Here is a 22975-nt window from a genome sequence, read left to right as displayed (position 1 = left end):
TGAAGTGTATCAAAAAACCATTAAAAAGCGGAGCAAAAAAATCAGCCAACACACTTAAAATTCAATGCTTTATGAGGCTGCATGGCCTTCAGGTCATAGCCGTCTAGCAGCCAGTTCAGTTCCTGGCCACTTAAGGTCACGGCGTCACCGTCCAGGTGCGTTGGCCACTTGAATCGCTCACGCTCCAGGCGCTTATACCAGACGACAAAGCCGTTACGCTCCCAGAACAGTAGTTTGATTTTATCCCGCTGGCGATTGCCAAAGACAAACAACGCCTTATCAAACGGGTTCAGCTCCATGGCCTCCTGAACCAACAAGGCCAGCCCGTCGATCTGTTTGCGCATGTCCACCGATTCGCGACAAAGGTATACGGTCAGGTGAGTGCTCGGACGGATCATGGCGCCACCGCCACTTTTACAAAGCGGGCAGGACGATGACGGGGTGGCACCGGTAAGCCGCGAACGTTCAAACGTTTTTCCCAGAGCAGTAGATCGGCTAAGGTAAGTTCTTGTTGCGAGGCGTATTCGCTGAGGGGAATCTCGCGCACCGAGGCGTGATACAGATGCCCGAGCCAAAACGCCTGCATGGAGTTGAGTTCTTGGATCATGAGGATCTCCTGGATGAAGAAACCTCAGTGTGGTCAGCAAAACTCCGCTTGAGAAGATGTGGTTAGTGGCGCGTTTACTGTATTGGGGTAGGGATGAGCCAGCGACAGGCCGCTAAAAACCTTGGCGTTCATAACAGCACGATAAGCCGTGAGTTGCGTCGTAATGCGACAGGCGAAGGTTATGAACCTGAGATGGCTCAGTGCCGTAGTAACGACCGGCGACGTACCGCCTGGAAATGGACAAAGCGCCTGCCCAGCATGGTCAACATCGTCGCCAAGCAACTACGTGAGGAGTGGAGTCCAGAGCAAATTAGCGGCTTCATGGCGCCTTTGATCGGCATTGGCGTCAGCCATCAGTGGATCTACTCCTTGATCTGGGATGACAAAGTCCGTGGCGGCGATCTTTGGCGACACCTTCGTCAGCCTAAGCGGCGCAGCAAGCACCGTGCTCATGCCAAGAGCGCTGGGCTCGGTAAAATCCCTAACCGGGTCGGTATCGAACATCGCCCCGCCGATGTGGATGACCGGCTCATGATTGGCCACTGGGAAGGCGACACGGTGCTCAAGGGGCACAAACAGTCAGGGTTAGTCACCCTCGTTGAGCGCCGCAGTGGCTATTTATTGGCAGCTCGGCTATCCCATATCACTGCCGAGCTGACACAGAAGGCTATGATCCGACTGCTAACGCCGAGGCGTGGCGCTGTCAAAACCGTGACGCTGGACAACGGCTCGGAGTTTGCCAACCACGAGGCAGTGGCCAAGGCGGTGAGCGCCTCAATTTACTTCTGTGATCCTTACTGTTCCGGCCAGCGTGGGACCAATGAAAATACGAATGGCCTCATCCGGCAGTACTACCCCAAGGGGACTGACTTCCGGCAGGTGACAGATGGCGAGCTAAGAAAGGTCGTCAAAAAACTGAATGACCGTCCGAGAAAACGGCTCGGTTATCGAACACCGGCACAGGTGTTCCTGGGTGAGTACTCAGGTGCCCTGGATACCGCAGGTGCTGCACTTATTACTTGAATTCAGGTGTAAAAGCTATGTAATTACTGATAGCCGTCTAGTATTGATGAATAGCTATTTTCCGCGTTAAATTTTATGAGCGATCGCTTCAGGCGAGTTAAGTTGTCGTTCTGCCACTTGCCCGGCGATCGTAGCCGGCAGCGATCTAAGTCGATCAACCACGGCGTGTCGTTACTATCGATCAGGATATTGCGGGCATTTAAGTCCACGTGATCAAGCCCTGCCTGATGAAAGCGTTTAACCATCGAGCCTACTTGCTGCAATAACGCATCATCTGCCTGACGATGGTTAAGCAGCTCGGCTAGCGCCCGTGCACCGGGGATGCGTACCGTCATCAACGCAGCCTCATAGGTTAAACCATGCCGGGTAACGCAGCTGGCGACGGGGCGCGGTACGGGGAGCCCTTGCGCAAAAAGAGTAGCGGTTAAGCGCAGCTCACGAAACGCTCGTGTACGCTCAGTTCCTGTCCAAAGGTAGCGTTTCGCACTTAGCCTGGCCGCCATACCACCGCGTCGATAAGGCCTTAATACCCATTGTTCAGTAGGCGTTGCCTGCAGAAAAAAGCTGCTACCTCGCCCCGGGGCTTCACCCACAATGAGCCCCTGCCTGCGCCAATAATCGCTCGTGAATAAGCCCGGATGAATTTGGTGTGTTCCCGGTGCGTCACATAAACTGTCTGCATCATGTAAAATCAGACTATTTTTCTGCCGGAGTGCCGCTAAGCGCATGAAGCCCTCTCTGCCTGTTCAGCCCAAACACATTGCCATTTTGCGCCTCTCTGCTTTAGGAGACGTATGCAATCTGGTGCCCACGGTGCGGGCGTTACAGCGCCAGTGGCCTGACGCACGTATTACCTGGATTATAGGTAAGGGGGAGCACAGTCTACTGGCAGGCCTTTCCGGGGTCGAGTTCGTCGTTTACGACAAATCAACCGGCCTTGCCGGCATGCGCGCGCTGTGGCGTCAGCTTGCCGATACTCGCTTTGACGTACTGCTGCATATGCAACAGGCCATTCGCGCCAGCGTTCTGTCACTGGGGCTAAAGGCCAATGTGCGGGTGGGTTACGACAAAGCGCGTGCCAAAGATGCCCAGCACTGGTTTACCCAGTATCAGCTAGCGCCCCATTCCAATGCTCACGTGCTGGAGTCGTTTATGGACTTTGCACGCGTGCTGGGGGTAGAAGACGATCGATTGGAATGGGATTTACCCATCTCGTCGACGGCGCTAAACGAGGCGCGCGTGATTAGCGGCGAGGCGCCTTATCTAGTGATTAATCCTTGCAGCAACGTTCGCCTGCGTAATTTCCGCAATTGGTCGGTAGAAGGCTACGCCAGTGTTATTGAACATGCTTGGGTACATCACGGTCTTAAAAGCGTGTTGACCGGCGGGGGTAGTGTTCAAGAGCGTGCAATAGGCGATCACATTGAAACGCTTTGTCAGCCTGACAGCGTCATTAATGCTATTGGCGGCACGTCCTTGAAAGGGGTTCTGGCGCTAATTGACCAAGCACGCGCAGTGATCGCACCGGATACTGGGCCTATTCATATGGCCAACGCCGTGGGCACGCCGGCGCTGGGGCTATATGCATCGACCAATCCTATGCGCGCGGCGCCCTATTGCTGGCGTGACTTCGCGGTCAACGCTTATCCAGAGGCTGTGCGTACCTATCTCCACAAATCGGTGGAGGACGTTAATTGGGGCCAGCGAGTTCGTCATCCCAGCGCCATGATGCTGATTAAAGCAGATGATGTTATCGCCAAGTTAGATGCACTTTTGGCGCATACCGCTGTAACGGCTAGCGTTAAGGAGCACCCATGAAAATTGATTTAACTGCCCTAGAGCATGCCCGTGTGCTGGTCGTGGGGGACGTGATGTTAGACCGCTATTGGCACGGTGGTACTTCGCGTATTTCGCCAGAGGCGCCGGTGCCGGTGGTGCGCGTCGAAGACGTTGAGGACCGCCCGGGCGGAGCCGCTAATGTGGCATTGAACATTACCTCGCTAGGAGGCCACGCCGTATTGGCTGGAGTGGTGGGCCAAGACGATAATGCTCAGCTGTTGGAAGCTAGCCTTTTGGCTTCCAGTGTGAGCACTTACTTTCAGCATAGTGCCGATGTGCCAACGATTACGAAGCTTCGTGTGATGAGTCGTAATCAGCAGCTGCTGCGTCTGGACTTTGAACAGCGCTTGGATAATGTCGACACCTCCGAGCTTTTAGCTCACGTGGAAGCGGCGCTACCTCACTGCGATATTGTGATCCTTTCTGATTACGGCAAAGGCACGCTGAACCAAGTTGAAAGCCTCATCGCTAAGGCGCGTGCCAGCGGTAAGCGCGTGTTAATTGATCCCAAGGGGCAAGATTTCAGCAAGTACCGCGGGGCGAGTTTAATGACCCCCAATCTAGCTGAGTTTGAAGCGGTCGTTGGCCCCTGCGCCACCGATGCTGAGTTATCAAGCCGCGGTGAAGCGCTGCGCGCTGAGTTAGCGTTGGAAGCGCTGCTCATTACCCGTAGCGAAAAAGGCATGACGCTGATCCGCGAAGGCCAGCCGCCGCTGCATTTACCGACGCGTGCCCAGGAAGTATTTGATGTGACCGGCGCGGGCGATACCGTTATCGGCCTGATGGGGTTGGCATTAGCAGCGGGGCACGCGCTGCCCGAGGCCATGATGCTGGCTAATTTAGGTGCGGGGTTAGTGGTGGCCAAACCTGGCACGGCGATCCTGTCGATTGCCGAGCTGTATACTGCGTTACACGGTGACAAACTGGCCGAGTTTGGCGTGATTGAACCCACTGTGCTGGCGGATGCGGTGCGTGCCGCTCAACTGCGCGGTGAGCGGGTGGTGATGACCAACGGATGCTTTGATATTTTGCACGCCGGACACGTTGCCTACCTGGAGCAGGCCAAGCGGCTCGGTGACCGTTTAATCGTGGCAGTCAATGACGATGCTTCCATTGGCCGTCTGAAGGGGCCTAAGCGGCCAATTAATCCGCTAATCCGACGTATGCAGGTGTTAGCGGGGCTCGGCGCCGTGGATTGGGTTGTGCCGTTTAGTGATGACACGCCCCAAGCGCTGATCGAATTGATCCTGCCGGATATTTTGGTGAAAGGGGGGGACTATAGGCCCGAAGATATCGCCGGAGGGGCCGCCGTTATTGCCAATGGAGGCGAGGTCAAGGTGCTTGGGTTTGAAGACGGCGTCTCGACCTCTGCGATGATTAGCTCCATTCTAGATCGCGAGCGCTAATGGCCTCGCCGGCTTGGCCACGGCTTGCGTACTCAGCGGCGCTCTATACGCTATCGCCGCTAATCGGCTGGCGTATCTGGCGAGAGCAAGTAAGCACTCACTCACGCTGGCAGCGTCTTGGAATAAGGCTTGGGCAGCTTCCGCCCGCGCCACGTATCTGGCTGCACTGTGCCTCGGTGGGTGAAGTGCGCGCCGCCCGGCCGCTGATTGAAGGGCTTTTAAAGTCTTATCCAGGGCACAGCGTTGTGCTGACTACCATGACGGCTAGTGGCGCCGGGCAGGTCAAGTCACTGATCGATGAGCAGTCCTCCCACGATCAAGCTCGGCTGACGCATTGCTTTCTGCCGCTGGATTTTCCCGGCGCGGCTAAACGCTTTGTGCGGCGTGTTCAGCCTGAGCTAGCTATTTTATTTGAAACCGAGCTGTGGCCCAACGCGATACACGCCTGTCGCCAACAAGACGTGCCGGTGGCTGTCGTTAATGGGCGTTTATCGCCACGGGCTTTCAAGCGCTACCGGCGCTTACGCCCGCTAATGACCAGCACCCTGGCCGATATTCGCTGGCTAGCCGCAAAATCACCGGCAGACGCCGAGCGTTTTAAAGCGCTGGGTTGCCGTGCAGAAGCCATCAACGTCGTTGGCTCGTTAAAGTTCGAAATGGCCAGTCAGAAAAAGGCGCTCAGCGAGGGTGAGCGCTTACTTCATGAGTGGAAAGAGCGTCCGATTTGGGTGGCGGGTTCCACTCGAGAAGGCGAAGAAGCGCTATTGCTTGAGGCCCATGGCCTGCTGCTGCGACGCTATCCTGAGGCGTTACTGGTAATGGTACCCCGCCATCCCCAGCGTTTTGATGACGTAGCCAACGCGTGCCTTGCCGCAGGTTGGGCGCTCAGCCGCCGCAGCCAACAGCAGCCCGTGACGGCGCAAACACAGGTTTATCTAGGTGATACGCTGGGCGAACTAGCAACGCTGTATGCGGCGGGCCATGTTGCCTTTGTGGGGGGTAGTATGGTGCCGCTTGGAGGGCACAATGTGCTAGAACCGGCAGCGCTAGGAAGGCCTGTACTCAGCGGCCCTTATATCGAAAATTTTGCCGATGTGGCTGAGCCGCTACAGGCGGCAGGGGCGCTAACGCTGGTCGAAACCCCGGAGGCTTTGGCGAGTGCCTTAGCGCATTATTTCGCTAATCCGCAGCTTGCCCTTCAAGTGGGGCAAGCCGGTCGTGAAGTGATTCATCGCCATACTGGTGCACTGGCCCGCACGCTTGAAGGGCTGGAAGCGTTGTTACCTCGTTAGTGCACTGATTCAGGAGGCTAATTTAGCGGTCCCATTTAACGGGCTCATTTAAAGAACTTATTTAAAAAAACTTATTTACAGAACTATGCGCTCTACGCCTCCAGGTTTACCCAACAGCAGAACATCGGCGCTGCGAGCTGCAAACAGACCGTTGGTGACGACGCCGACGATGGCGTTGATTTTGGCCTCCATCGCGACAGGGTCACTAATCATGAAATCGTAGCAGTCGATAATAGGATTACCGTTGTCTGTCAGCACTCCCTGGCGGTAAACCGGCTCTGCACCCAGCGCCACTAGCTCACGGGCGACATAGGAGCGTGCCATGGGAATGACTTCAACCGGTAAGGGGAAGTTGCCTAGTTGAGGCACGTACTTTGAGTCATCTGCGATGCAGATAAAGCGCTCGGCGCAGGCGGCGACAATCTTTTCACGAGTAAGCGCAGCGCCGCCGCCTTTAATCATATGTAAGTTAGCATTCACTTCGTCTGCGCCGTCGATATAAAAGGGTACTGTGCCAACGCTGTTGAGCTCAAATACCTCAATGCCGAGTTTTTCGAGACGTTTAGCACTGGCGTCGGAACTGGCCACGGCACCTTGAAATAGATGACGTAGCGGGCCGAGGCGATCAATAAATAGATTGGCCGTAGAGCCCGTACCAATGCCTAAGATGGTATCTTTTTCGAGCTGAGATTTAATTTCTTCAATCGCAGCGTCCGCCACCGCGGCCTTCAATTCATCCTGATTCATAGCAAGCCTGTGCATTAGAAATGAGGTAGTGACGTTAGTATAACGGCCTAAACGGTGCTTGCCGATGGAAACACGGCTAGACGCCGCTAGCCGTAATCTGCTACCAATAAAAGCTTTGTCCGTTCACGTTCTTCCCTTGGGATACCCGCATGCTAGAAGCAACCGTCAAAAAGATCCTCCAAGCCCGCGTCTATGAAGCCGCTTGTGAGACCCCGATTTCCCCTGCTCCCTTTTTGTCGCGTCGCTTCAACAACCAGATTCTGATTAAGCGTGAAGATCTACAGCCGGTTTTTTCGTTCAAGATTCGCGGTGCGTACAACAAAATGGCGCAGCTAACCCAGGCGCAAAAAGACAAAGGTGTGATTGCAGCTTCTGCCGGTAATCACGCGCAGGGGCTTGCCATGGCCGCGAAGCTCATGGGTGTTAAGGCCGTGATTGTGATGCCGCGTATCACGCCCGAGATTAAAGTGCAGGCGGTACGCGCTCGGGGCGCCAAGGTCATACTTAAAGGCGATGCTTTCGCTGCGGCGGCGGAGTATGCGCAGGAGCTGATTAGCGAGCATGGCTATACCTATATTCCCCCCTTTGACGATATTGATGTGGTCGCTGGGCAGGGCACGGTGGGGATGGAGATTTTGCGCCAACACGCCGGGCGGCTAGATGCCATCTTTGTACCGGTTGGCGGCGGCGGGCTGATTGCCGGCGTGGCGGCCTACGTTAAATATTTGCGTCCCGATATCAAAGTAATCGGGGTGGAAGCCGAAGACAGCGCATGCCTCAAAGCGGCTCTCGAAGCCGGGGAGCGGGTCGTGCTCGATCAAGTGGGCGTGTTTGCCGAAGGCGTCGCGGTAGCGCAAATTGGCGAGGTGCCTTTTTCGCTAGTGAAAGACCTGGTTGATGATGTCATTACCGTCAATACCGATGAAATGTGCGCGGCGGTGAAAGATATTTTTGAGGACACTCGGGCCGTGGCGGAAACCTCTGGCGCGCTGTCGCTGGCAGGACTGAAAAAGTATATTCAGCAAACCGGTGCTGAAGGGCAAACGCTGCTGTGCATTAACTCCGGCGCAAATACCAATTTTGACCGCCTGCAGCACATTGCCGAACGCACGGAGCTAGGCGAACAGCGCGAAGCGATCCTGGCGGTCACTATTGCCGAAAAACCCGGCAGTTTTAAAAAGTTCTGCCGTACGCTAGGCAAGCGTATGGTGACTGAGTTTAGCTACCGTTATGCCGACAGCACTGAAGCGCATGTTTACGTGGGGATCCAGGTGAAGCCGGGTGGAGAAGACCGCCAGGCGGTGATCGACAAACTTCGTGAAAATGACTATCAGGTAGAAGATCTTACCGATAACGAGTTGGCGAAGCTGCATATTCGCCACCTTAGCGGCGGACGCCCCAGCGAGCGTTTTGAAGAGGAAGTCTATCGCTTTGAGTTCCCTGAACGCCCGGGCGCGCTAATGAACTTCCTTACCCAGCTGCCCCATGACTGGAATATCTCATTGTTCCACTATCGCAACCATGGCGCTGCCTATGGTCGTGTGCTGGTGGGCATGCAAGTGCCTAATGGAGACAGGTCTCATGTGGCTGAGCATTTAGACGCTATTGGCTACCGCTATTGGCGGGAGAGTGATAACCCCGCTTATCGTTTATTCATGGCCTAATATCGTTTGCCCGAGTGATCATTTGCCCGATTGTAAGTGGTTGCTTACCCTGAACGCCAGAGCAGCTAGGCAACATTTGTTAACGAAAACGTTTCATTAAGCGTGAAAAAATGTTGGTTATGCTGTTGTCAACGGTGCCCTTATAGCCCTATAGTCGTGGCCGAAATTAATCGAATCTGCCACGACGTTTTGATCGGAAATAGAGGGCAGGTTTAAGACATTCGGTGACAGTAAAGGTGTTGGAGAAGCGGCATGCGGCGGAAGAAGCCTGATATGGTGATGGCGTTGATGGTGGTGTTTGCATTAGGAGTGCTCGCCACGGGTTATGCGCAGGCGTTGTCGGGAAGTTAATCCACAGCGTTTTGCAGCAGCGCCGTTAACCGACAAGGTGCAGTTGATAGGCAGCATATGAGCTGATTCTTGACAGAATCAGCTTTTTTTATGGCAGTTTATCGACGGCGTACACAGCCTTTGTCGCTCACCACGGCCTTTAAAGGCACGTCCCAGGGTTCAATCGGCAGCGAAGCGACTTGCTGGCACGCGTGGGCGACGCCGATCAGGGCTGGTGAAGGGCCGGGGCGGTGCATGAACGCTAAGCTGCGGTCATAAAAGCCGCCACCCATGCCCATGCGATTGGCCTGGGCATCAAACCCTACCAGCGGCACGATGAGCGTGTCTAAGGCCCAGGCGGGCAGGCGATTACAACGCTTGGCGCTAAATCGCTGGTCAGGCTCCCAAATGCCAAAGCGGTTCTTGATCATGGGAGTGTCCGAGCGGTAGGCAACAAACCAAAGATTATTGTCACTAAATGGCCGTAAAACGGGCAAGTACACATCCACATGGCGCTTGCGTAACCAGGCAAGGAGCGGGGTTGGATCGATTTCGCCGTTAATAGGCAGATATAGGCTTAAGCGTCGCGCGCGGCGAACTTCAGGCAGGGTTTTAAGCTGATCACACAGGCGTTGTGCCGCAACACGCTGCTCTTGCTGGGAAAGGGCATTGCGCTGATGACGTAAAAAGCGACGTAGTGCGCGCTTATCAACGTCGGGTAGTGCGGTAGCGTGATGGAGATTGTTCATAAACCGCTATTCCCCTATATCTTTACGCTCATACAGAGGTGTTCTCCAAGGTGCCGCTGCCGTTCTGGCCCTGAACCTACTGGTTCAAGGTGGGTGGCCGCAGCCAGACCGTCAGGCTTTCCGACGCACGGACATGCACACGGGTCTGGCTAGCATTTGGCCCCCTGGGTACTGCGCATAGGCTCGAGGGACTATAACGACTGGCGTACACCCCAGAGAACTCCGTCATCCTAACAGAGCCGTGGCTAATGCCAAAGTGTTGGTTAAAACGTTAACTAGCGCTGACGGGTTTTGGCGAGCACCTGGTCAAGTCGATCGTTGAGGCGATTAAGATTCGCTTCGCCAGCACGGTGCTCATCTATTGCTTCGAGCAACTCGTGGGTAATATTGAGCGCTGTCATGATAGCAACACGCTCACTTCCCAAGGCGCTACTTTGCGCATTAATGCCCTGCATAGCGCGATCTAGGTAGCGCGCGGCACGGTCCAGTTTGGCTTCTTGGCCCGTGTCGCAGGCAATGACATAACCGCGCCCTAACAGGGTTATTTCTTTGGTTGGCCGCTTGGCGTTACTCATCAAAGACTCCAGCACGGGCCAGCAAGGGGCCCAATGCGTTAACATCACAGCATAGGAAGATAGACGTCGCTCACTATAAGAGAGGCGCTTGTACGCGGTCAACGCGTAAGCACTATCGCCAATACGATCCCAACCTATCCAGTGGAGCACGTGAAACGATGTCATTGATTGATGAGCGCCAGGATTTCTCTGACGTAGCGGATGTTTTCTTACTGCATGGCAGCATGCAGTCGCCGGCATTTTTAGATGGCCGCCTTTGCGCTTTGCTAGCACTGCGAGATGTTAGCGCAGCGACATGGCTTGAAGAGGTTTGCCAGAGTCTGGGCATTGAACAGCCCCGTGATCCTGCCAGCGCCGAGCGCCTACTAGGCTGGCGGCGCCAAACGTTGGAGGCCTTAAGCGCCAGCGATCTGGATTACACGCCGCTGCTGCCTGATGAATTGTTCTCTTTAGGAGAGCAGGCGCAGGGGCTTAAAGAATGGACGCAAGGCTTTATCGAAGTGGTCGATGAAGTGGCCGATAACGAGCTTCGCGAGCGCTGGTCGCAAGCGCTGTGCGAGGCAATTGAGGACCTAGAGGGGGTCGGCCGAATGGAGACCGATATCGACGACAGCCCCGAAAACGAAAATGATCTTTTTGCGCTTACCGAGCATGCCCGCATGGCTGCTATGCTGCTTTATACCGAGCAGCATCCCGGCATGCCGCAAGTAGAACAAACTGACGCACCCGTTCATTAATTCTGCTGCTTGGAGGCTTTATGCTGCCTGAGTTGTTACCTCGGCCATCTGCGATAGGCGTGGCTGAATATCGCCGACGCCGTGACGCTTTAATGGCCCAGCTGCCGAATAACGCCGCCGTTATTCTTGTAGGTGCCGGACTAATGACCCGGTCACGCGACAGTGAGTTCGCCTTTCGTCAGAACAGCGATTTCTACTATCTCACCGGCATTCGTGAGCCCAATGCGCTATTGCTGCTGCTCCCCGGAAAAGCGGGCAACGAGAGTGTGGTGTTCTGTCAGGATCGGGATCCTACTCTGGAGGCGTGGACAGGGCGCCGCTTGGGCGCTGCCGGCGTGATCTCAGAGCATGGGATTGATCAGGCGTTCGAAAACGCTGACCGCGATGAACGGCTGCCCGAGCTGTTAGCCGAGCGTGAGCTGCTTTATTTACCTCTAGACAGCGCCGAGGCCGTGGCCATTGCAGAAGATGCGTTGATGTCAGCACAGGCAGGGCTGAGACGCGGAAAGCCGCCGCTAAAAGGCTGGCTGGACGTGAGCCCGTTGATTCATGCCATGCGTTTGATCAAAAGCGAGGCGGAGATTGCTCTGCTGCGTCATGCGGCGCTGATATCCGCCCGCGCCCATAGGCGTGCCATGCAGGTATCGCGGCCTGGGCTGAGTGAATATCAGCTACAGGCCGAGTTAGAGCATGAATTTGTATGGCAAGGCGCCAGCGGCCCCGCCTACAGCACGATTGTCGGCAGCGGCGCCAACGCTTGTGTACTGCACTATATTGAGAACAGCGCGCCGCTCGCCGATGAGTCTTTAGTACTCATTGATGCCGGTGCCGAATTCGATCTTTACGCTGGGGATATTACCCGCACGTTTCCCGTCACCGGGCAATTTAGTGACGCTCAGCGAGCACTCTATCAAGTAGTATTAACCGCTCAAGAAAAGGCCGTGAACGCTATACGGCCGGGAGTATCGCTCGCAGATATTCACACTGGCGTGGTGCACGATTTAACGGCTGGGCTAATAGCGTTGGGCTTGCTGGATGGAGAGGTTCAGGCGCGCATTGATGACGAGAGTTATCGCCGTTTTTATCTGCATTCAACGTCACACTGGCTAGGCCTAGATGTGCACGATGTCGGGGCCTATCGGTTAGACGAACAGACGCCCCAGCCATTGATGGCTGGCATGGTGCTTACCGTTGAGCCAGGCCTTTACATACCTAGCGATAACGACATCCCTGCTGCCTTTCGCGGTATTGGCATTCGCATTGAAGACAACGTGGTGGTGACAAGCGATGGTCACGAAGTGCTGACGGTCGATGTGCCTAAACAGGTAAATGAAATTGAAGCATTAATGGCTAAGAGTTAAGCAATTCAAATTTTTTATAATAGCCTTTATGTAATTTACGTTACGAATTATTAGTTGCCTTTGGGTGGCGATAGTGAGAGGGGAAAGCCAATGCAGCAGTCTGATTCAGCGGCTGAGCAACCATTGACCCATGACATTGTGATCATCGGGGGAGGGTTGGTCGGTGCAAGCTTAGGCTGCGCCCTGGCACCGTTGATAGAGCGCTATGGCTGGCGGGTAGCGATTGTCGAATCTGCTCCGCTACCGGCGAAACCGTTGGAAACGCAGTGGCAGCCCAGCTTTGATGCTCGCGCCAGCGCTATTGCGGAAGGTTCTGCGCAGCGCTTTCAGCAGCTGGGTGTTTGGGAGGCGATGCGTCGCGAGGCAACACCGATACGGCGTATCCACATCAGTGAGCGCGGCCGCTTAGGCGCGACGCGGCTAAGCGCCGATGAACTGGGCATTGCCGCGCTTGGCCATGTGATACCCAATGCATGGATGGGGCGTGTACTTCATCAGCATCTTACTCAGCTGCCGTTAGCCTGGCACTGCCCCGCCACGGTTGAGCAGCTTACGCCTGTGGCGGGCGGGCATCATTTGCAGCTTTCCGATGGTAGTCAATTAACGGCAGGGCTAACGGTGCTTGCTGACGGTGGCCGCTCGGGACTTAAAGAGCAGCTGGGCATCGGCAGTCGCCGCGAATCGTATGAGCAAACCGCCTTAATTGCTCATGTGGGTGTTAGCCAGCCCCATCAAGGCGTTGCTTACGAGCGCTTTACACCGCTGGGCCCTATGGCATTGCTACCGCTTCCTGGGCAGGCGATGGAGCTGATATGGACGCACCCCAGCGGTAGCGAGCAAGCAAGGCTGGCGCTGTCTGCGCGTGAATTTCTGCTGCAATTACAGCATGCCTTCGGCGATCGCGTAGGGCGCTTTACCCGAGTGGGGGCTCGTCACGTCTATCCTCTTTCATTGGTGACTGCTGACGAGCCGGTTCGCCCAGGGCTTGCGGTATTAGGTAATGCTGCTCACGCGCTGCATCCGGTTGCTGGCCAGGGATTTAATTTGGCGCTGCGCGGAGTCATGGATCTAGTCGATGCGCTAGCACAAGGCGCGCTTGATCAGCGGCCATTGGGCGACATAACGACTCTGCTAGCCTTCGAGCAGCAGCGCTCCCAAGATCGCGCTAACGTGATCCGGTTTAGTGATGGCCTAGTGCGGCTGTTTGGTCTTTCGTTTCCGCTACTGCCCCACGCTCGCGCTGCGGGACTAATTGGCCTGAACCTCATCGGGCCGCTGCGTCGCAGCCTTGCGAGACGCGCGATGGGCTTAGAGCGCTAGTGCCGCAAACAAGGAACACAAAACGATGCACACGAACACGGCATGGCAGATGAATGCTGCACCAGAAGCGCCGCGGGTTGAGCAGTTTGAGGCCGTTATCGTCGGTGGCGGCATGGTCGGCACCGCGCTTTGCGCGCTGTTGGCTCAAGCAGGCATGCGGGTGGCGCTTGTTGAAGCACTGTCCACGCCCATTAGTCTGAAGCAGGCAGCTAGCGCGCTGCCCGCCCCGCGAGTCAGCGCATTAACGCCGGTTTCACAGCGGTTGTTGACGCATTTAGGGGTTTGGCCTGCGATGCAGCAAACCCGGATAACGCCTTATCGCGGTATGCAGGTCTGGGATGCTGAGGGTAGCGGTGACATTGCGTTTTCGGCCGATGAGGCGGGTGTTCTGGTATTGGGGCATATTGTGGAAAATGCGGTCACGCTAGCCGCGCTCAATAGCCATGTGGTCGATCATCCTAACGTTACGACGTTTTTTGGTGTCAGTATTGAGGCCTTGCAACGCGCTAATCAGAAGGCCGACAAGCAGACCGGTGGGGATTGGCTGGTGCTGGATGACGGGCGCCAACTACACGCCCCGCTGATCGTAGCGGCCGATGGCGCGCATTCGTCACTGCGCGAAATGGCCGGCATTGAAGTGGCTAGCGATGCTATGCAGCAAGACGCGGTGGTGACCACCGTGCAGTGTGCTAAGCCGCACGGCGGTACGGCGCGCCAAGCGTTTATCGATGGTCGTCCTCTAGCGTTTCTGCCCTTAACGGTGGCGGGCGACGATCGCTACTGCTCAATTGTATGGTCGACAACCCCGGAGCATGCAGCTGAGCTGTGCGGCAGCTCTCGATCAGCGCTGGGCGATACGCTGGCCCAAGCGTTAGGCTACCGCCTAGGCTCTGTTACGGTCTGCGATCAGGCGCATCGTTTTCCGCTTGTGCAGCGCCATGCCCGTCAGTATGTTCAAGAGCATTTTGCGCTGGTCGGTGACGCTGCCCACAGCATTCACCCGCTGGCAGGTCAGGGTGTCAATTTGGGGCTTATGGATGCCGCGGTACTGGCTGAAGAGGTCGTGCATGCCTGGCAGCGCGGCGCACCTTGGGGAGCGATAAGCACACTAAAGCGCTATGAGCGCCGGCGGCGCTTTGATAACGCTGCCATGCTGGCGTTGATGAAGGGATTTAAAGTGCTGTTTGGCAGTCATCATCCTGTGTTGACGCTGGCGCGCAACCTGGGCATGAGTGGTATGAATCAGCAAGTGCCTTTAAAGCGGATGCTAATGCGGCAGGCGACCGGAGAGCGGGGCCGCCTACCACTGAGCTGTCGTTAGCGGCGGCGATCAACCACGTTAAGTGCTTTCAACAGGTTAAGCGCTTCGCTGAGCTGATAGTCGTCAAGCAGGCGCTCGGCCATTTCTTGGCGGTCACGCGGTGCCTGTTGAGCGCTTAGATGCCCGTCAAGATCCGCCTCGCGAATTTCACGACGGCTTTCGGCGACTTCTAAACGCCCGCGGACGACTTCGACGTCAGGCTCAATGCCTTGGGCCTGAATAGAGCGCCCATTAGGGGTGTAATAAAGCGCGGTGGTGAGCTTTAGCCCCTCACCATTACCCAGTGGCATAATCTGCTGCACCGACCCTTTACCAAAGCTGTCGGTTCCCATAATGATGCCGCGCCGCTGGTCCTGCAACGCACCCGCCACGATCTCGGCGGCCGAGGCGCTGCCGCCGTTGATCAGCACCACCAGCGGGATATCGCCAGAGGGGGTGTTGGAAGAGGCGGAAAACGACATGGCGGTATCCGAGAGACGCCCTTCGGTATACACGATTAGCCCTTGATCCAGGAACAGGTCGGCAATACCTACGGCAGCCTGAAGCACTCCGCCAGGATTATTACGTAAATCGAGCACCAGCCCTTCTAGCGGCTGTTCACGGGCCATCATCGCCAATGCGTCGCGAGCCTGTTCCGCAGTGCGCGACTGGAACTGGCTAATGCGAAGATAGCCATAACCAGACTCAAGCAGCTCATGTTTAACGCTTTCGCTGCGAATAATTTCACGTTTTAGGATGAATTCCCGCGGAGTGTCTTCCCCTGAACGGAGTATGCTCATACGCAGCTCGCTTTCCGGCTCGCCGCGCATTAGCGTCACCGCCTCCTGTAGCGACAGATTCGCGGTGGGCGTGCCGTCAATGGCGACGATAATATCGCGAGACAGCAGCCCCGCGCGTGAGGCGGGCGTGTCATCAATGGGTGTAATCACCATGAGCTGGCCATCTTCCATGCCGACTTCAATCCCAATGCCGCCAAACTCGCCCTGAGTCGATTCACGCAGGCTTTGGAACTCCTCCTCATCCAGGTAGGCCGAGTGCGGGTCCAGTTCGCTAAGCATGCCTCGCATGGCGTTACGCAGCAGCGTGCGATCATCCACTTCTTCAACGTACGCGCGCTTAATACGCTCGAACACTTCGGCGAAGGTCTGAATCTCTTCTAATGGCAGCGTGTCGCCGGCATTTTGGTTCGCCCCGCTAGCGCTGGATTGAGCGAACAACGGTAGCGGAACCGACAAAAAAGCAATCGGGAGCAGGGTGGCCAAGAAACGCTTGGCGGGGGCTGATACCCCGATAACAGATAGCGTCATGCAGACTCCGCAAGGCGATAGGTAGCGCCGTAGCGCGCCACCCTGTAGTGGAAAAGCTATAGTTGAAAACTGTCGTTTAAAATCGTCATTAAAAACCGTTGTTACAAGCTATCGTTAAAACGATAGCTGACATAGTCAATCGTTATGCAGCTTATCCCGTCAGCGGCGTGCAATCCAACGCTGAGGGTTAATTGGTTCGCCGCCGCGGCGAACCTCGAAGTAAAGCGCCGCACGACTCTGGCCACCGCTATCGCCAACACGGCCAATTTCATCACCTCGGTTGACTTGCTGTCCCGGCCTTGCGCTGAACTGCTGTAAGTGAGCGTGTAGCGTCATGATCTGGTCGCCGTGATCGATAATCAACAGGTTACCAAACCCCCGCATCCAGTCAGCAAAGACCACGCGGCCAGAGTGAACGGCCGTCACCGGCGTACCGGCGCTGGCTTGAATCACAATACCGTTATAGTGCACGCCATCGCGATAGTGAAAATCGCTGCTGATGGAGCCTTGTACTGGCCACGGCAAGTCGCCCCGAGTACTCACAATATGCGTAGTTGGCGTTGGTTCAGCAAGCTTTGCCATCTCGGCTTGGATATTGCGCAGAACGCTTTCCGCTTCTTCACGGCTCTGGTTGAGGTCCGCCAGCCGCTCCTCTTCGCTACCGTAGCGGTCATCCAAGTTGGAAACAACGCCGCGGCGATCGGTGGTGCGCTGAGCGAGTAGCGCGCTTTGATCCTCTAGCTCCTCGGCGAGCAAATCAAGGCGGTCTTGGCGTTCACTTAACGCGCTTTGAGTATCAGCCAAGGCAGTATCAAGACGCGCGATGTCGCTTAACCGGCGATTGCGTGCCTCGGTCAGACGATTCATATACGCCTGCATACGGTCAAGCTCAGCGGGATTGCCTTGATTAAGCAGCAGCTTGAGCTGTGGCGTTGGGCCCAGGCGATAAAGCGCAGAAAGCTGCTGGCCAAGCGCGGCATACTGACTGGCGCGCTCAGATTCCAGCCGGCCACGGTGCTCAAGCAACTGGGTCGTTTCGTCATTAAGCTGACGCCGCTCGGCCTGCAGGGTGTCTAAGCGCTGATGCGTTGCGGCAAGCTCTGTTTCGACTTCACGCAGCTCACGTTCGGCACTCTCTCGCGCCTGGCCTGTCGAGGTAAGGCGCTCGGCAACCGATTTAATCTCTTGACCGATCGCATCGAGCTGCTGGCGCGCCGTACTTTCATCCTGCTGGGCCAATCCGGCTGGCGCATAGCACAGCGCAAGCAGGGCAACGACTGCCGAATATCGCCGTGTACGCTGCATTTATTGCTGAGTGTCAGACTGAAAGTGAATTAATGGTTTGCCGGTCATCGCTACGGGCTGGGATTGGTTCATCATCTTGAGCAGTGTGGGTGCCAGATCGCATAGTCGGCCTTCTTTCAGCGAGGCCGCCCGCTCGCCGACGTAGATAAGCGGTACCACAAAGGTAGTATGCGCGGTTTGGGGAGCGCCTGTTTCCGGATGCACCATCTGCTCGGCATTGCCGTGATCGGCGGTAATTAAACAGGCGCCGCCCGCGCGCTCGATAGCGTCAACCACGCGCCCTACGCATATGTCGACCGTTTCAATGGCTTTCACCGCGGCGTCAAAGTCGCCGGTGTGACCAACCATATCGCCATTGGCATAGTTACAGATAATCAGATCAAAACTGCCGCCATCAATCGCCTCTACGAGCCTTTCGGTAATCTCATAGGCGCTCATTTCAGGCTTTTCGTCGTAAGTACGAACGTCCTGCGGGGAGGGCAGGAGAGTGCGTGTTTCACCATCAAACGCATCTTCGCGGCCACCGGAAAAGAAGAAGGTGACATGCGGATACTTTTCGGTTTCGGCAATACGCAGCTGCGTTAAGCCGCGCTTGGCCACCACTTCACCTAAGGTATCGCTGAGGTCAGACGGCGGAAACGCCGCAGGCGCTGGGATATCCGCCGCGTACTGGGTCATCATCACCAGCCCTTTACCGGCAAGCTTAGGGCAAGCCCGACGCTCGAAGCCTTTAAAATCGGGCTCGGCAAAGGCGCGGGTTAATTCGCGCGCGCGGTCGGCGCGAAAGTTAAGAAAAATTGCCGCATCGCCATCCTGCAGAGTAACTGCATTATCTTTGGAGCCGTCTTTGAGCGGTATGCTGCTGGCTGATACAAACTCGTCGGTTTCGCCGCGCTGATAGGCATCGCGTAGCGCCGTTTCGGCGCTGGAAGCGTAATGCTCGGCGTGCCCATCTGTTAGCAAGCGATAAGCTTGCTCAACGCGTTCCCAGCGATTATCACGATCCATGGCGAAGAAGCGGCCAATAATTGAAGCGACGAAGCCGTTGTCAGCGCCCACCAGCTCGGCTAGACGGGCATTGGCTCGCTCAATGGAGTGCAGGGCACTTTGCGGTGGCATGTCGCGGCCATCGAGAAAGGCGTGGATAAAAATACGCTGAGCACCGCGCCGAGCAGCGAGCTCGGCCAGTGCGATAAAGTGGCCTTCGTGGCTATGCACGCCGCCCGGAGACAGCAGCCCGATTAAGTGTACCGGGCGATTATTCGCGACGGCCTCATCAATTGGCTGCGTGAGGTTGTCGTTTGAATCTAGGTCGCCGTCTTCAATCGCTTTGCTGATGCGAGTGAAGTTCTGATAAACAATCCGCCCAGCACCAATATTCATGTGCCCGACTTCAGAGTTACCCATTTGGCCGTCGGGTAAACCTACGTGAAGACCGTCGGTATGAACGAAGGCGTGGGGGCGATTTTCCCAAAGCTTGTCCATCACCGGGGTAGCGGCAGACGCCACCGCATTGTGGGCGCTGTCAGGGTTGTGGCCGTAGCCGTCAAGAATAATCAGCGCCACTGGGCGCGGGGTGCGAGAAGTGTCCATGAAAACCTCGTTAGGATTGGCAAGTCGACCGACTCGATAATTCAGGGTCGCGACGGGCGCACGCTTGGGGCATCATAACGCAGGCAACTGCCAGGCGTCATGATCAAGGCCTGCGCGGGAAGCTATCGGACGTGTATACTTGTCGCGTTTTGGCAGCGGTTAGGCCGCTTTTTTCTGCATTGACCAAGAGATTGTGTTCGCGATGATCGATCAAGTGTTCGAATTCGTACAGAACCACCCCCTGCTCGTTGGGGCATTTTTGCTGGTACTGATAGCGTGGCTTGTCTACGAAACGCGCAGTGCTTCCACCAATGCGTTGACCTCAACCCAGGCCACTCAGCTCATTAACCGTGAAGACGCGGTGGTGCTGGACATCCGTGAAAACAAAGACTTCAAAGCCGGGCATATCGCGGGGGCGCGCAATATTCCGCAAAGCAACCTCGATAGCCGCATGAACGAACTGGAAAAAGTCAAAGCCCAGCCGATCATTGTGGTGTGCAAGCACGGCCAGAGCTCGGGTGCCGCGCAGGCCAAGCTTGCGAAAGCTGGTTTCGAGCGAGCCTTTAAGTTGAAGGGTGGCATGGCGCAGTGGCAAGGCGATGGCCTGCCAGTGGTTAAAAAGTAAGCATTGCTATCTTTATTTAATAAATAATCAGGAGTTTTCTCATGGCGGAAGATAACAACACCCCGCAGGCTGGTGCCGCAGCTGATGAAAAACCGCAGCTTAAGTTTTCGCTGCAGCGCATTTATGTAAAAGATATTTCGTTTGAAGCGCCTAATTCTCCGTCGGTGTTTAAACAGTCGTTCAAGCCGAAGGTCAATTTGGATCTTAATACGACTAGCACTAAAATTGCCGATGATCAGTACGAAGTAGTCGTCAAAGTGACAGCCCAGGTCAACGACAACGAAACCGGCACTACCTCTTTCCTAGCGGAAGTTGAGCAAGCGGGTTTATTCCGCATTGCCGGGATTGAAGGCGCGCAGCTTGAACAAACGCTGGGTGCTTTTTGCCCGAACCTGCTGTTTCCTTACGCCCGCGAGTGCGTCGATAACCTGGTCAACCGTGGCGGCTTCCCGCCGCTGATGCTGGCACCGGTTAACTTCGAAGCAATGTACGCCCAGCGCAAACAGCGCGAAGCTAAGCAAGCCGCTGAGAATACGCACTAAGCGATGCACGCCTCTGACTGGTACGCCCAGCATGGCAAAATGCCGCGTCTCTATGTGCCTGCTGCTTTTGTAGTAGGCAGCGACGTTGCATTGCCTGAAGGGCCTGCTCGCCATGTCACTCGGGTATTGCGCATGGCCGAAGGCGCGCCTCTGGTGCTGTTTGACGGCCATGGGCAGGAGGCTGGCGTACGGCTGGCGGCGGTGAGTCGTAAGCAGACGCTGGCGCATGTTGAGGCCGTGTGGGCGGGCAGCGGCGAGTCGCCGTTAACGGTGCATTTAGGTCAAGCGATCTCTAAAGGGGATCGCATGGACTATGCCATCCAAAAGGCCGTTGAGCTGGGCGTTGCGGCCATCACGCCGCTCTACACAGAGCGTGGTGATGTGCGTTTGAAAGGCGATCGTGAAGATAAAAAGCAGGCGCACTGGCAGGCGATTGCTGCCAGTGCCTGTGAGCAGAGTGGGCGCGCCGTGGTGCCTTGCGTACATGCGCCAATGGCGCTGTCGTCATGGCTGGAAGAGCGCCAAGAGCCGCTGCGCTTGATGCTGCACTTGGCTACGGGCAATGCCTTTGATCAGCACAGTCGGCCCGCTGCGGTGGCGCTGCTGATCGGCCCAGAAGGCGGTTTGAGTGACAGCGACATCGCCGCCGCACAGGCCGCCTCCTTTACGCCCTTAACGCTTGGTCCGCGCGTTTTGCGCACGGAAACCGCCCCCGTCGTGGCGCTTTCTCTTCTCCAGCACTATTTTGGAGATTTGTAAGTACTCACTTTCGATTATAGCCTTTAGTTATCCTCTATAATGGCTTATTGATCCCCAATATTTGCGTTTTAGCTTACTCCCTAAGACACCGTCATCCTGGTCTATTTTCTGAAGGACGTTCCCCATGGTCCGCGAGTCACACTCCTCTCCTCGATCCGCTAGCGATGCATCCGCCCAGTTGGGTGAGGTGGCATACCTAACGGTAACGGCCGTTAATAACGTCGGTGCTTTTTTACAGTGGGGGCAGCCTAAAGATGTGTTGCTACCGTTTAGCGAGCAACATTTTCGCCCTGATCCCGGTAAGCGTGTTCTGGTCATGCTGTACAGCGATGATCAGGGTCGGCCAGTGGCTACCATGAAACTTGATCGTTTTTTGACCGATGACGCTTGGGCGCTAGAAAAAGGCGATGAAGTGGCCGTGGTGGTGGCCGAGCGCACCGATCTGGGCATGAAAGTCATTGTGAACCACCGCTACTGGGGACTTATTTATCAAGATGACGTTACCCAGCCATTGCGCCGTGGCCAAGCCGTTAAAGGCTATGTTAAGCAACGTCGAGAAGATGGCCGCTTGAATATCTCGCTGCTGCCGCCAGGTGCCGCGCGCTTAGATATCGTCGGCGATAAAATTATTCAGGCACTGCGTGAGAGTGGCGGCTATTTGGCTTTGGGTGATAAAAGTGAGGCACATGAAATTAAAGCCCGACTAGGCGTCAGCAAAAGCGCTTTTAAACAAGCGATTGGACGTCTTTATAAGCAGCAACTGATTACCTTAGAACCTGATGCTATTCGCTTAGTGCCCGGTGCTCTTAGCGAGTAGTTCTTAGCGAGTAGTTAGCTGGGACAGTTGGAGCCGGACGGGCAGTACGGCATACTGAGCGTCAATTGTTTATGTTTGGAAAATGCCCGATGAGCCACTCAAATTTGCATCTCGGCGTTGTGATGGATCCCATCAGCGACATCGCTTATAAGAAAGATACGACCATTGCCATGCTGTGGGCCGCCCAAGAGCGTGGCTATATCCTGCACTATATGGAGCAGGAAGACCTTTTCTTAAACGCAGGGCAAGCCTACGCGCGGATGCGCCCTTTGACCGTGCACCGTAATCCCGACCACTGGTACGACTTAGGTGAGCCTTCTGCTCTTCCCTTAGTCGAGCTGGATGTGGTGCTGATGCGTAAAGATCCGCCGGTGGATGCCGATTTTACCAATGCGGTACACCTGCTGGGTTTTGCTGAGCGTGACGGCGTGCTGGTAGTGAATCCCACCGCGGCGCTCTTGCAGTGCAACGAAAAACTGTTTGCTCAGCAGTTCCCTCAGTGCTGCGCACCCACCATTGTAGCCAGCCGCGATGATGTGCTGCGCGCCTTTCACGCTGAGCATGGCGATGTGATTTTCAAGCCGCTTGACGGCATGGGTGGCACGGGCATTTTTCATATTGGCCCAGAAGGTCGCAATATTGGCGCCGTGATTGAACAGCTTTCCTTGCGGGGTCAGCGCCAAATTATGGCGCAGCGCTATCTGCCCGAAATTAAAGACGGTGATACGCGCATTTTGCTCGTTGATGGCGAGCCGGTGCCCTATGGATTGGCGCGCATCCCCTCGGCGGGCGAAACCCGCGGCAATTTGGCTGCCGGCGGGCGTGGCGTTAGCCGTGAGCTAACCGAGCGCGACCACTGGCTGATTCAGCAGGTACAGCCGATGATCCGGGAGAAGGGATTAATGTTCGTTGGACTAGATGTGATTGGTGATTATATTACCGAAATCAACGTCACTAGCCCCACCTGCGTGCGTGAGATTGACGATCAACGCGGTACGAATATTGTCGGTTTGCTGCTGGATGCCATCGAGCGTCGCTTAGCCTAAATCAGTGCTG

23 protein-coding genes and 1 other RNA gene are annotated in these 22975 nt (G+C 55.9%); 14 read left to right on the top strand and 10 right to left on the bottom strand.

Features of this window, described 5'->3' with window-relative positions; translation table 11 throughout:
• Positions 1–41 precede the first annotated feature (41 nt).
• The gene (gene tnpB, locus CIK78_RS01860) at positions 42–398 is read right to left on the bottom strand and encodes an IS66 family insertion sequence element accessory protein TnpB (protein ID WP_096276659.1); all 357 of its coding nucleotides are present in this window, start codon (positions 396–398) and stop codon (positions 42–44) included.
• A complete protein-coding gene (locus CIK78_RS01855; protein ID WP_096276657.1) occupies positions 395–607 on the bottom strand; it encodes a hypothetical protein in 213 nt (70 codons plus the stop codon). The genes tnpB and CIK78_RS01855 overlap by 4 nt, the downstream gene beginning before the upstream one ends.
• 93 nt (positions 608–700) lie before the next feature.
• Here CIK78_RS01855 and CIK78_RS01850 point away from each other — a divergent pair, with 93 nt between their 5' ends.
• On the top strand, positions 701–1630 hold the full coding sequence (locus CIK78_RS01850) for an IS30 family transposase (protein WP_052703882.1): 930 nt from the start codon (positions 701–703) through the stop codon (positions 1628–1630).
• A gap of 23 nt (positions 1631–1653) precedes the next feature.
• On the opposite strand, the gene CIK78_RS01845 is transcribed toward CIK78_RS01850, so the two are convergent.
• Positions 1654–2358: a 3-deoxy-D-manno-octulosonic acid kinase gene (locus tag CIK78_RS01845; RefSeq protein WP_096276655.1), complete on the bottom strand. Its 705-nt coding sequence runs from the start codon at positions 2356–2358 to the stop codon at positions 1654–1656.
• Between CIK78_RS01845 and CIK78_RS01840 the strand changes: the two genes are divergently transcribed.
• Genes CIK78_RS01840 through waaA form a run of 3 tightly spaced genes read left to right on the top strand, consistent with a single transcriptional unit; the run spans position 2357 to position 6167 of the window.
• The gene (locus CIK78_RS01840; RefSeq protein WP_096276653.1) at positions 2357–3448 is read left to right on the top strand and encodes a glycosyltransferase family 9 protein; all 1092 of its coding nucleotides are present in this window, start codon (positions 2357–2359) and stop codon (positions 3446–3448) included. The genes CIK78_RS01845 and CIK78_RS01840 overlap by 2 nt on opposite strands.
• A complete protein-coding gene (gene hldE, locus CIK78_RS01835; RefSeq protein ID WP_096276651.1) occupies positions 3445–4875 on the top strand; it encodes a bifunctional D-glycero-beta-D-manno-heptose-7-phosphate kinase/D-glycero-beta-D-manno-heptose 1-phosphate adenylyltransferase HldE in 1431 nt (476 codons plus the stop codon). Before CIK78_RS01840 ends, hldE begins: the two co-directional genes overlap by 4 nt.
• The gene (gene waaA / locus CIK78_RS01830) at positions 4875–6167 is read left to right on the top strand and encodes a lipid IV(A) 3-deoxy-D-manno-octulosonic acid transferase (protein ID WP_096276649.1); all 1293 of its coding nucleotides are present in this window, start codon (positions 4875–4877) and stop codon (positions 6165–6167) included. The genes hldE and waaA overlap by 1 nt, the downstream gene beginning before the upstream one ends.
• 75 nt (positions 6168–6242) lie before the next feature.
• Here waaA and rpiA read toward each other — a convergent pair whose 3' ends face one another.
• Positions 6243–6914: a ribose-5-phosphate isomerase RpiA gene (gene rpiA / locus CIK78_RS01825; RefSeq protein ID WP_096276647.1), complete on the bottom strand. Its 672-nt coding sequence runs from the start codon at positions 6912–6914 to the stop codon at positions 6243–6245.
• Positions 6915–7063: 149 nt separating this feature from the next.
• Between rpiA and ilvA the strand changes: the two genes are divergently transcribed.
• Positions 7064–8578, top strand: a complete 1515-nt coding sequence (ilvA, locus tag CIK78_RS01820; protein ID WP_096276645.1) for a threonine ammonia-lyase, biosynthetic — start codon at positions 7064–7066, stop codon at positions 8576–8578.
• Positions 8579–9027: 449 nt separating this feature from the next.
• Here the strand turns inward: ilvA and CIK78_RS01815 are convergent, their stop codons facing one another.
• The 3 genes from CIK78_RS01815 to CIK78_RS01805 all read right to left on the bottom strand — a co-directional run bounded on the left by CIK78_RS01815 (position 9028) and on the right by CIK78_RS01805 (position 10232).
• On the bottom strand, positions 9028–9657 hold the full coding sequence (locus CIK78_RS01815; RefSeq protein WP_096276643.1) for a 5-formyltetrahydrofolate cyclo-ligase: 630 nt from the start codon (positions 9655–9657) through the stop codon (positions 9028–9030).
• 38 nt (positions 9658–9695) lie between these two features.
• A non-coding RNA gene (gene ssrS, locus CIK78_RS01810) (6S RNA) lies at positions 9696–9879 on the bottom strand.
• Positions 9880–9932: 53 nt separating this feature from the next.
• Positions 9933–10232, bottom strand: coding sequence for a cell division protein ZapA (locus CIK78_RS01805; RefSeq protein WP_096276641.1), 300 nt, complete (start codon positions 10230–10232; stop codon positions 9933–9935).
• A 158-nt stretch (positions 10233–10390) separates the two neighbouring features.
• Here CIK78_RS01805 and CIK78_RS01800 point away from each other — a divergent pair, with 158 nt between their 5' ends.
• From CIK78_RS01800 to CIK78_RS01785, 4 genes are all read left to right on the top strand, one after another.
• On the top strand, positions 10391–10969 hold the full coding sequence (locus tag CIK78_RS01800; protein WP_096276639.1) for a YecA family protein: 579 nt from the start codon (positions 10391–10393) through the stop codon (positions 10967–10969).
• A 20-nt stretch (positions 10970–10989) separates the two neighbouring features.
• The gene (gene pepP / locus CIK78_RS01795; protein ID WP_096276637.1) at positions 10990–12330 is read left to right on the top strand and encodes a Xaa-Pro aminopeptidase; all 1341 of its coding nucleotides are present in this window, start codon (positions 10990–10992) and stop codon (positions 12328–12330) included.
• Between the two features lie 90 nt (positions 12331–12420).
• Positions 12421–13650: a 2-octaprenyl-6-methoxyphenyl hydroxylase gene (gene ubiH / locus CIK78_RS01790; protein WP_096276635.1), complete on the top strand. Its 1230-nt coding sequence runs from the start codon at positions 12421–12423 to the stop codon at positions 13648–13650.
• A 25-nt stretch (positions 13651–13675) separates the two neighbouring features.
• A complete protein-coding gene (locus CIK78_RS01785) occupies positions 13676–14971 on the top strand; it encodes a UbiH/UbiF/VisC/COQ6 family ubiquinone biosynthesis hydroxylase (RefSeq protein WP_225734528.1) in 1296 nt (431 codons plus the stop codon).
• On the opposite strand, the gene CIK78_RS01780 is transcribed toward CIK78_RS01785, so the two are convergent.
• The 3 genes from CIK78_RS01780 to gpmI all read right to left on the bottom strand — a co-directional run bounded on the left by CIK78_RS01780 (position 14968) and on the right by gpmI (position 19176).
• On the bottom strand, positions 14968–16278 hold the full coding sequence (locus CIK78_RS01780) for a S41 family peptidase (RefSeq protein WP_096276633.1): 1311 nt from the start codon (positions 16276–16278) through the stop codon (positions 14968–14970). The two genes, CIK78_RS01785 and CIK78_RS01780, sit on opposite strands and share 4 nt — an antisense overlap.
• Before the next feature lie 159 nt (positions 16279–16437).
• Positions 16438–17583 (bottom strand): peptidoglycan DD-metalloendopeptidase family protein, encoded by a 1146-nt coding sequence (locus CIK78_RS01775; RefSeq protein WP_096276631.1) that lies wholly within the window; start codon positions 17581–17583, stop codon positions 16438–16440.
• Positions 17584–19176, bottom strand: coding sequence for a 2,3-bisphosphoglycerate-independent phosphoglycerate mutase (gene gpmI, locus CIK78_RS01770; RefSeq protein WP_096276629.1), 1593 nt, complete (start codon positions 19174–19176; stop codon positions 17584–17586). It lies immediately after the preceding gene.
• 202 nt (positions 19177–19378) lie between these two features.
• Here gpmI and CIK78_RS01765 point away from each other — a divergent pair, with 202 nt between their 5' ends.
• The 5 genes from CIK78_RS01765 (at position 19379) to gshB (ending at position 22965) form a co-directional block, all read left to right on the top strand.
• Positions 19379–19801, top strand: a complete 423-nt coding sequence (locus tag CIK78_RS01765; RefSeq protein WP_096276627.1) for a rhodanese-like domain-containing protein — start codon at positions 19379–19381, stop codon at positions 19799–19801.
• A gap of 41 nt (positions 19802–19842) precedes the next feature.
• Entirely contained in the window at positions 19843–20343 is a 501-nt protein-coding gene (gene secB, locus CIK78_RS01760; protein ID WP_096276625.1) for a protein-export chaperone SecB, read from the top strand.
• A 3-nt stretch (positions 20344–20346) separates the two neighbouring features.
• On the top strand, positions 20347–21102 hold the full coding sequence (locus CIK78_RS01755; protein WP_096276623.1) for a 16S rRNA (uracil(1498)-N(3))-methyltransferase: 756 nt from the start codon (positions 20347–20349) through the stop codon (positions 21100–21102).
• Between the two features lie 124 nt (positions 21103–21226).
• Positions 21227–21919: a S1-like domain-containing RNA-binding protein gene (locus tag CIK78_RS01750; RefSeq protein ID WP_096276621.1), complete on the top strand. Its 693-nt coding sequence runs from the start codon at positions 21227–21229 to the stop codon at positions 21917–21919.
• 89 nt (positions 21920–22008) lie between these two features.
• Positions 22009–22965, top strand: a complete 957-nt coding sequence (gene gshB, locus CIK78_RS01745) for a glutathione synthase (protein ID WP_096276619.1) — start codon at positions 22009–22011, stop codon at positions 22963–22965.
• Positions 22966–22975: the final 10 nt, after the last annotated feature.

This window comes from Halomonas sp. JB37 (assembly GCF_002332255.1).
Lineage (GTDB): Bacteria > Pseudomonadota > Gammaproteobacteria > Pseudomonadales > Halomonadaceae > Vreelandella > Vreelandella casei.
Note: the sequence above shows the minus strand (reverse complement) of the source record. Positions and strands in the feature narration are given on the sequence as shown.

Bases quoted from the DNA above. Each gene is read 5' to 3' on its own strand.
- tnpB (WP_096276659.1), bottom strand. From the start codon at position 398: ATGATCCGTCCGAGCACTCACCTGACCGTATACCTTTGTCGCGAATCG.
- CIK78_RS01855 (WP_096276657.1), bottom strand. From the start codon at position 607: ATGATCCAAGAACTCAACTCCATGCAGGCGTTTTGGCTCGGGCATCTG.
- CIK78_RS01850 (WP_052703882.1), top strand. From the start codon at position 701: ATGAGCCAGCGACAGGCCGCTAAAAACCTTGGCGTTCATAACAGCACG.
- CIK78_RS01840 (WP_096276653.1), top strand. From the start codon at position 2,357: ATGAAGCCCTCTCTGCCTGTTCAGCCCAAACACATTGCCATTTTGCGC.
- CIK78_RS01845 (WP_096276655.1), bottom strand. From the start codon at position 2,358: ATGCGCTTAGCGGCACTCCGGCAGAAAAATAGTCTGATTTTACATGAT.
- hldE (WP_096276651.1), top strand. From the start codon at position 3,445: ATGAAAATTGATTTAACTGCCCTAGAGCATGCCCGTGTGCTGGTCGTG.
- waaA (WP_096276649.1), top strand. From the start codon at position 4,875: ATGGCCTCGCCGGCTTGGCCACGGCTTGCGTACTCAGCGGCGCTCTAT.
- rpiA (WP_096276647.1), bottom strand. From the start codon at position 6,914: ATGAATCAGGATGAATTGAAGGCCGCGGTGGCGGACGCTGCGATTGAA.
- ilvA (WP_096276645.1), top strand. From the start codon at position 7,064: ATGCTAGAAGCAACCGTCAAAAAGATCCTCCAAGCCCGCGTCTATGAA.
- CIK78_RS01815 (WP_096276643.1), bottom strand. From the start codon at position 9,657: ATGAACAATCTCCATCACGCTACCGCACTACCCGACGTTGATAAGCGC.
- CIK78_RS01805 (WP_096276641.1), bottom strand. From the start codon at position 10,232: ATGAGTAACGCCAAGCGGCCAACCAAAGAAATAACCCTGTTAGGGCGC.
- CIK78_RS01800 (WP_096276639.1), top strand. From the start codon at position 10,391: ATGTCATTGATTGATGAGCGCCAGGATTTCTCTGACGTAGCGGATGTT.
- pepP (WP_096276637.1), top strand. From the start codon at position 10,990: ATGCTGCCTGAGTTGTTACCTCGGCCATCTGCGATAGGCGTGGCTGAA.
- ubiH (WP_096276635.1), top strand. From the start codon at position 12,421: ATGCAGCAGTCTGATTCAGCGGCTGAGCAACCATTGACCCATGACATT.
- CIK78_RS01785 (WP_225734528.1), top strand. From the start codon at position 13,676: ATGCACACGAACACGGCATGGCAGATGAATGCTGCACCAGAAGCGCCG.
- CIK78_RS01780 (WP_096276633.1), bottom strand. From the start codon at position 16,278: ATGACGCTATCTGTTATCGGGGTATCAGCCCCCGCCAAGCGTTTCTTG.
- CIK78_RS01775 (WP_096276631.1), bottom strand. From the start codon at position 17,583: ATGCAGCGTACACGGCGATATTCGGCAGTCGTTGCCCTGCTTGCGCTG.
- gpmI (WP_096276629.1), bottom strand. From the start codon at position 19,176: ATGGACACTTCTCGCACCCCGCGCCCAGTGGCGCTGATTATTCTTGAC.
- CIK78_RS01765 (WP_096276627.1), top strand. From the start codon at position 19,379: ATGATCGATCAAGTGTTCGAATTCGTACAGAACCACCCCCTGCTCGTT.
- secB (WP_096276625.1), top strand. From the start codon at position 19,843: ATGGCGGAAGATAACAACACCCCGCAGGCTGGTGCCGCAGCTGATGAA.
- CIK78_RS01755 (WP_096276623.1), top strand. From the start codon at position 20,347: ATGCACGCCTCTGACTGGTACGCCCAGCATGGCAAAATGCCGCGTCTC.
- CIK78_RS01750 (WP_096276621.1), top strand. From the start codon at position 21,227: ATGGTCCGCGAGTCACACTCCTCTCCTCGATCCGCTAGCGATGCATCC.
- gshB (WP_096276619.1), top strand. From the start codon at position 22,009: ATGAGCCACTCAAATTTGCATCTCGGCGTTGTGATGGATCCCATCAGC.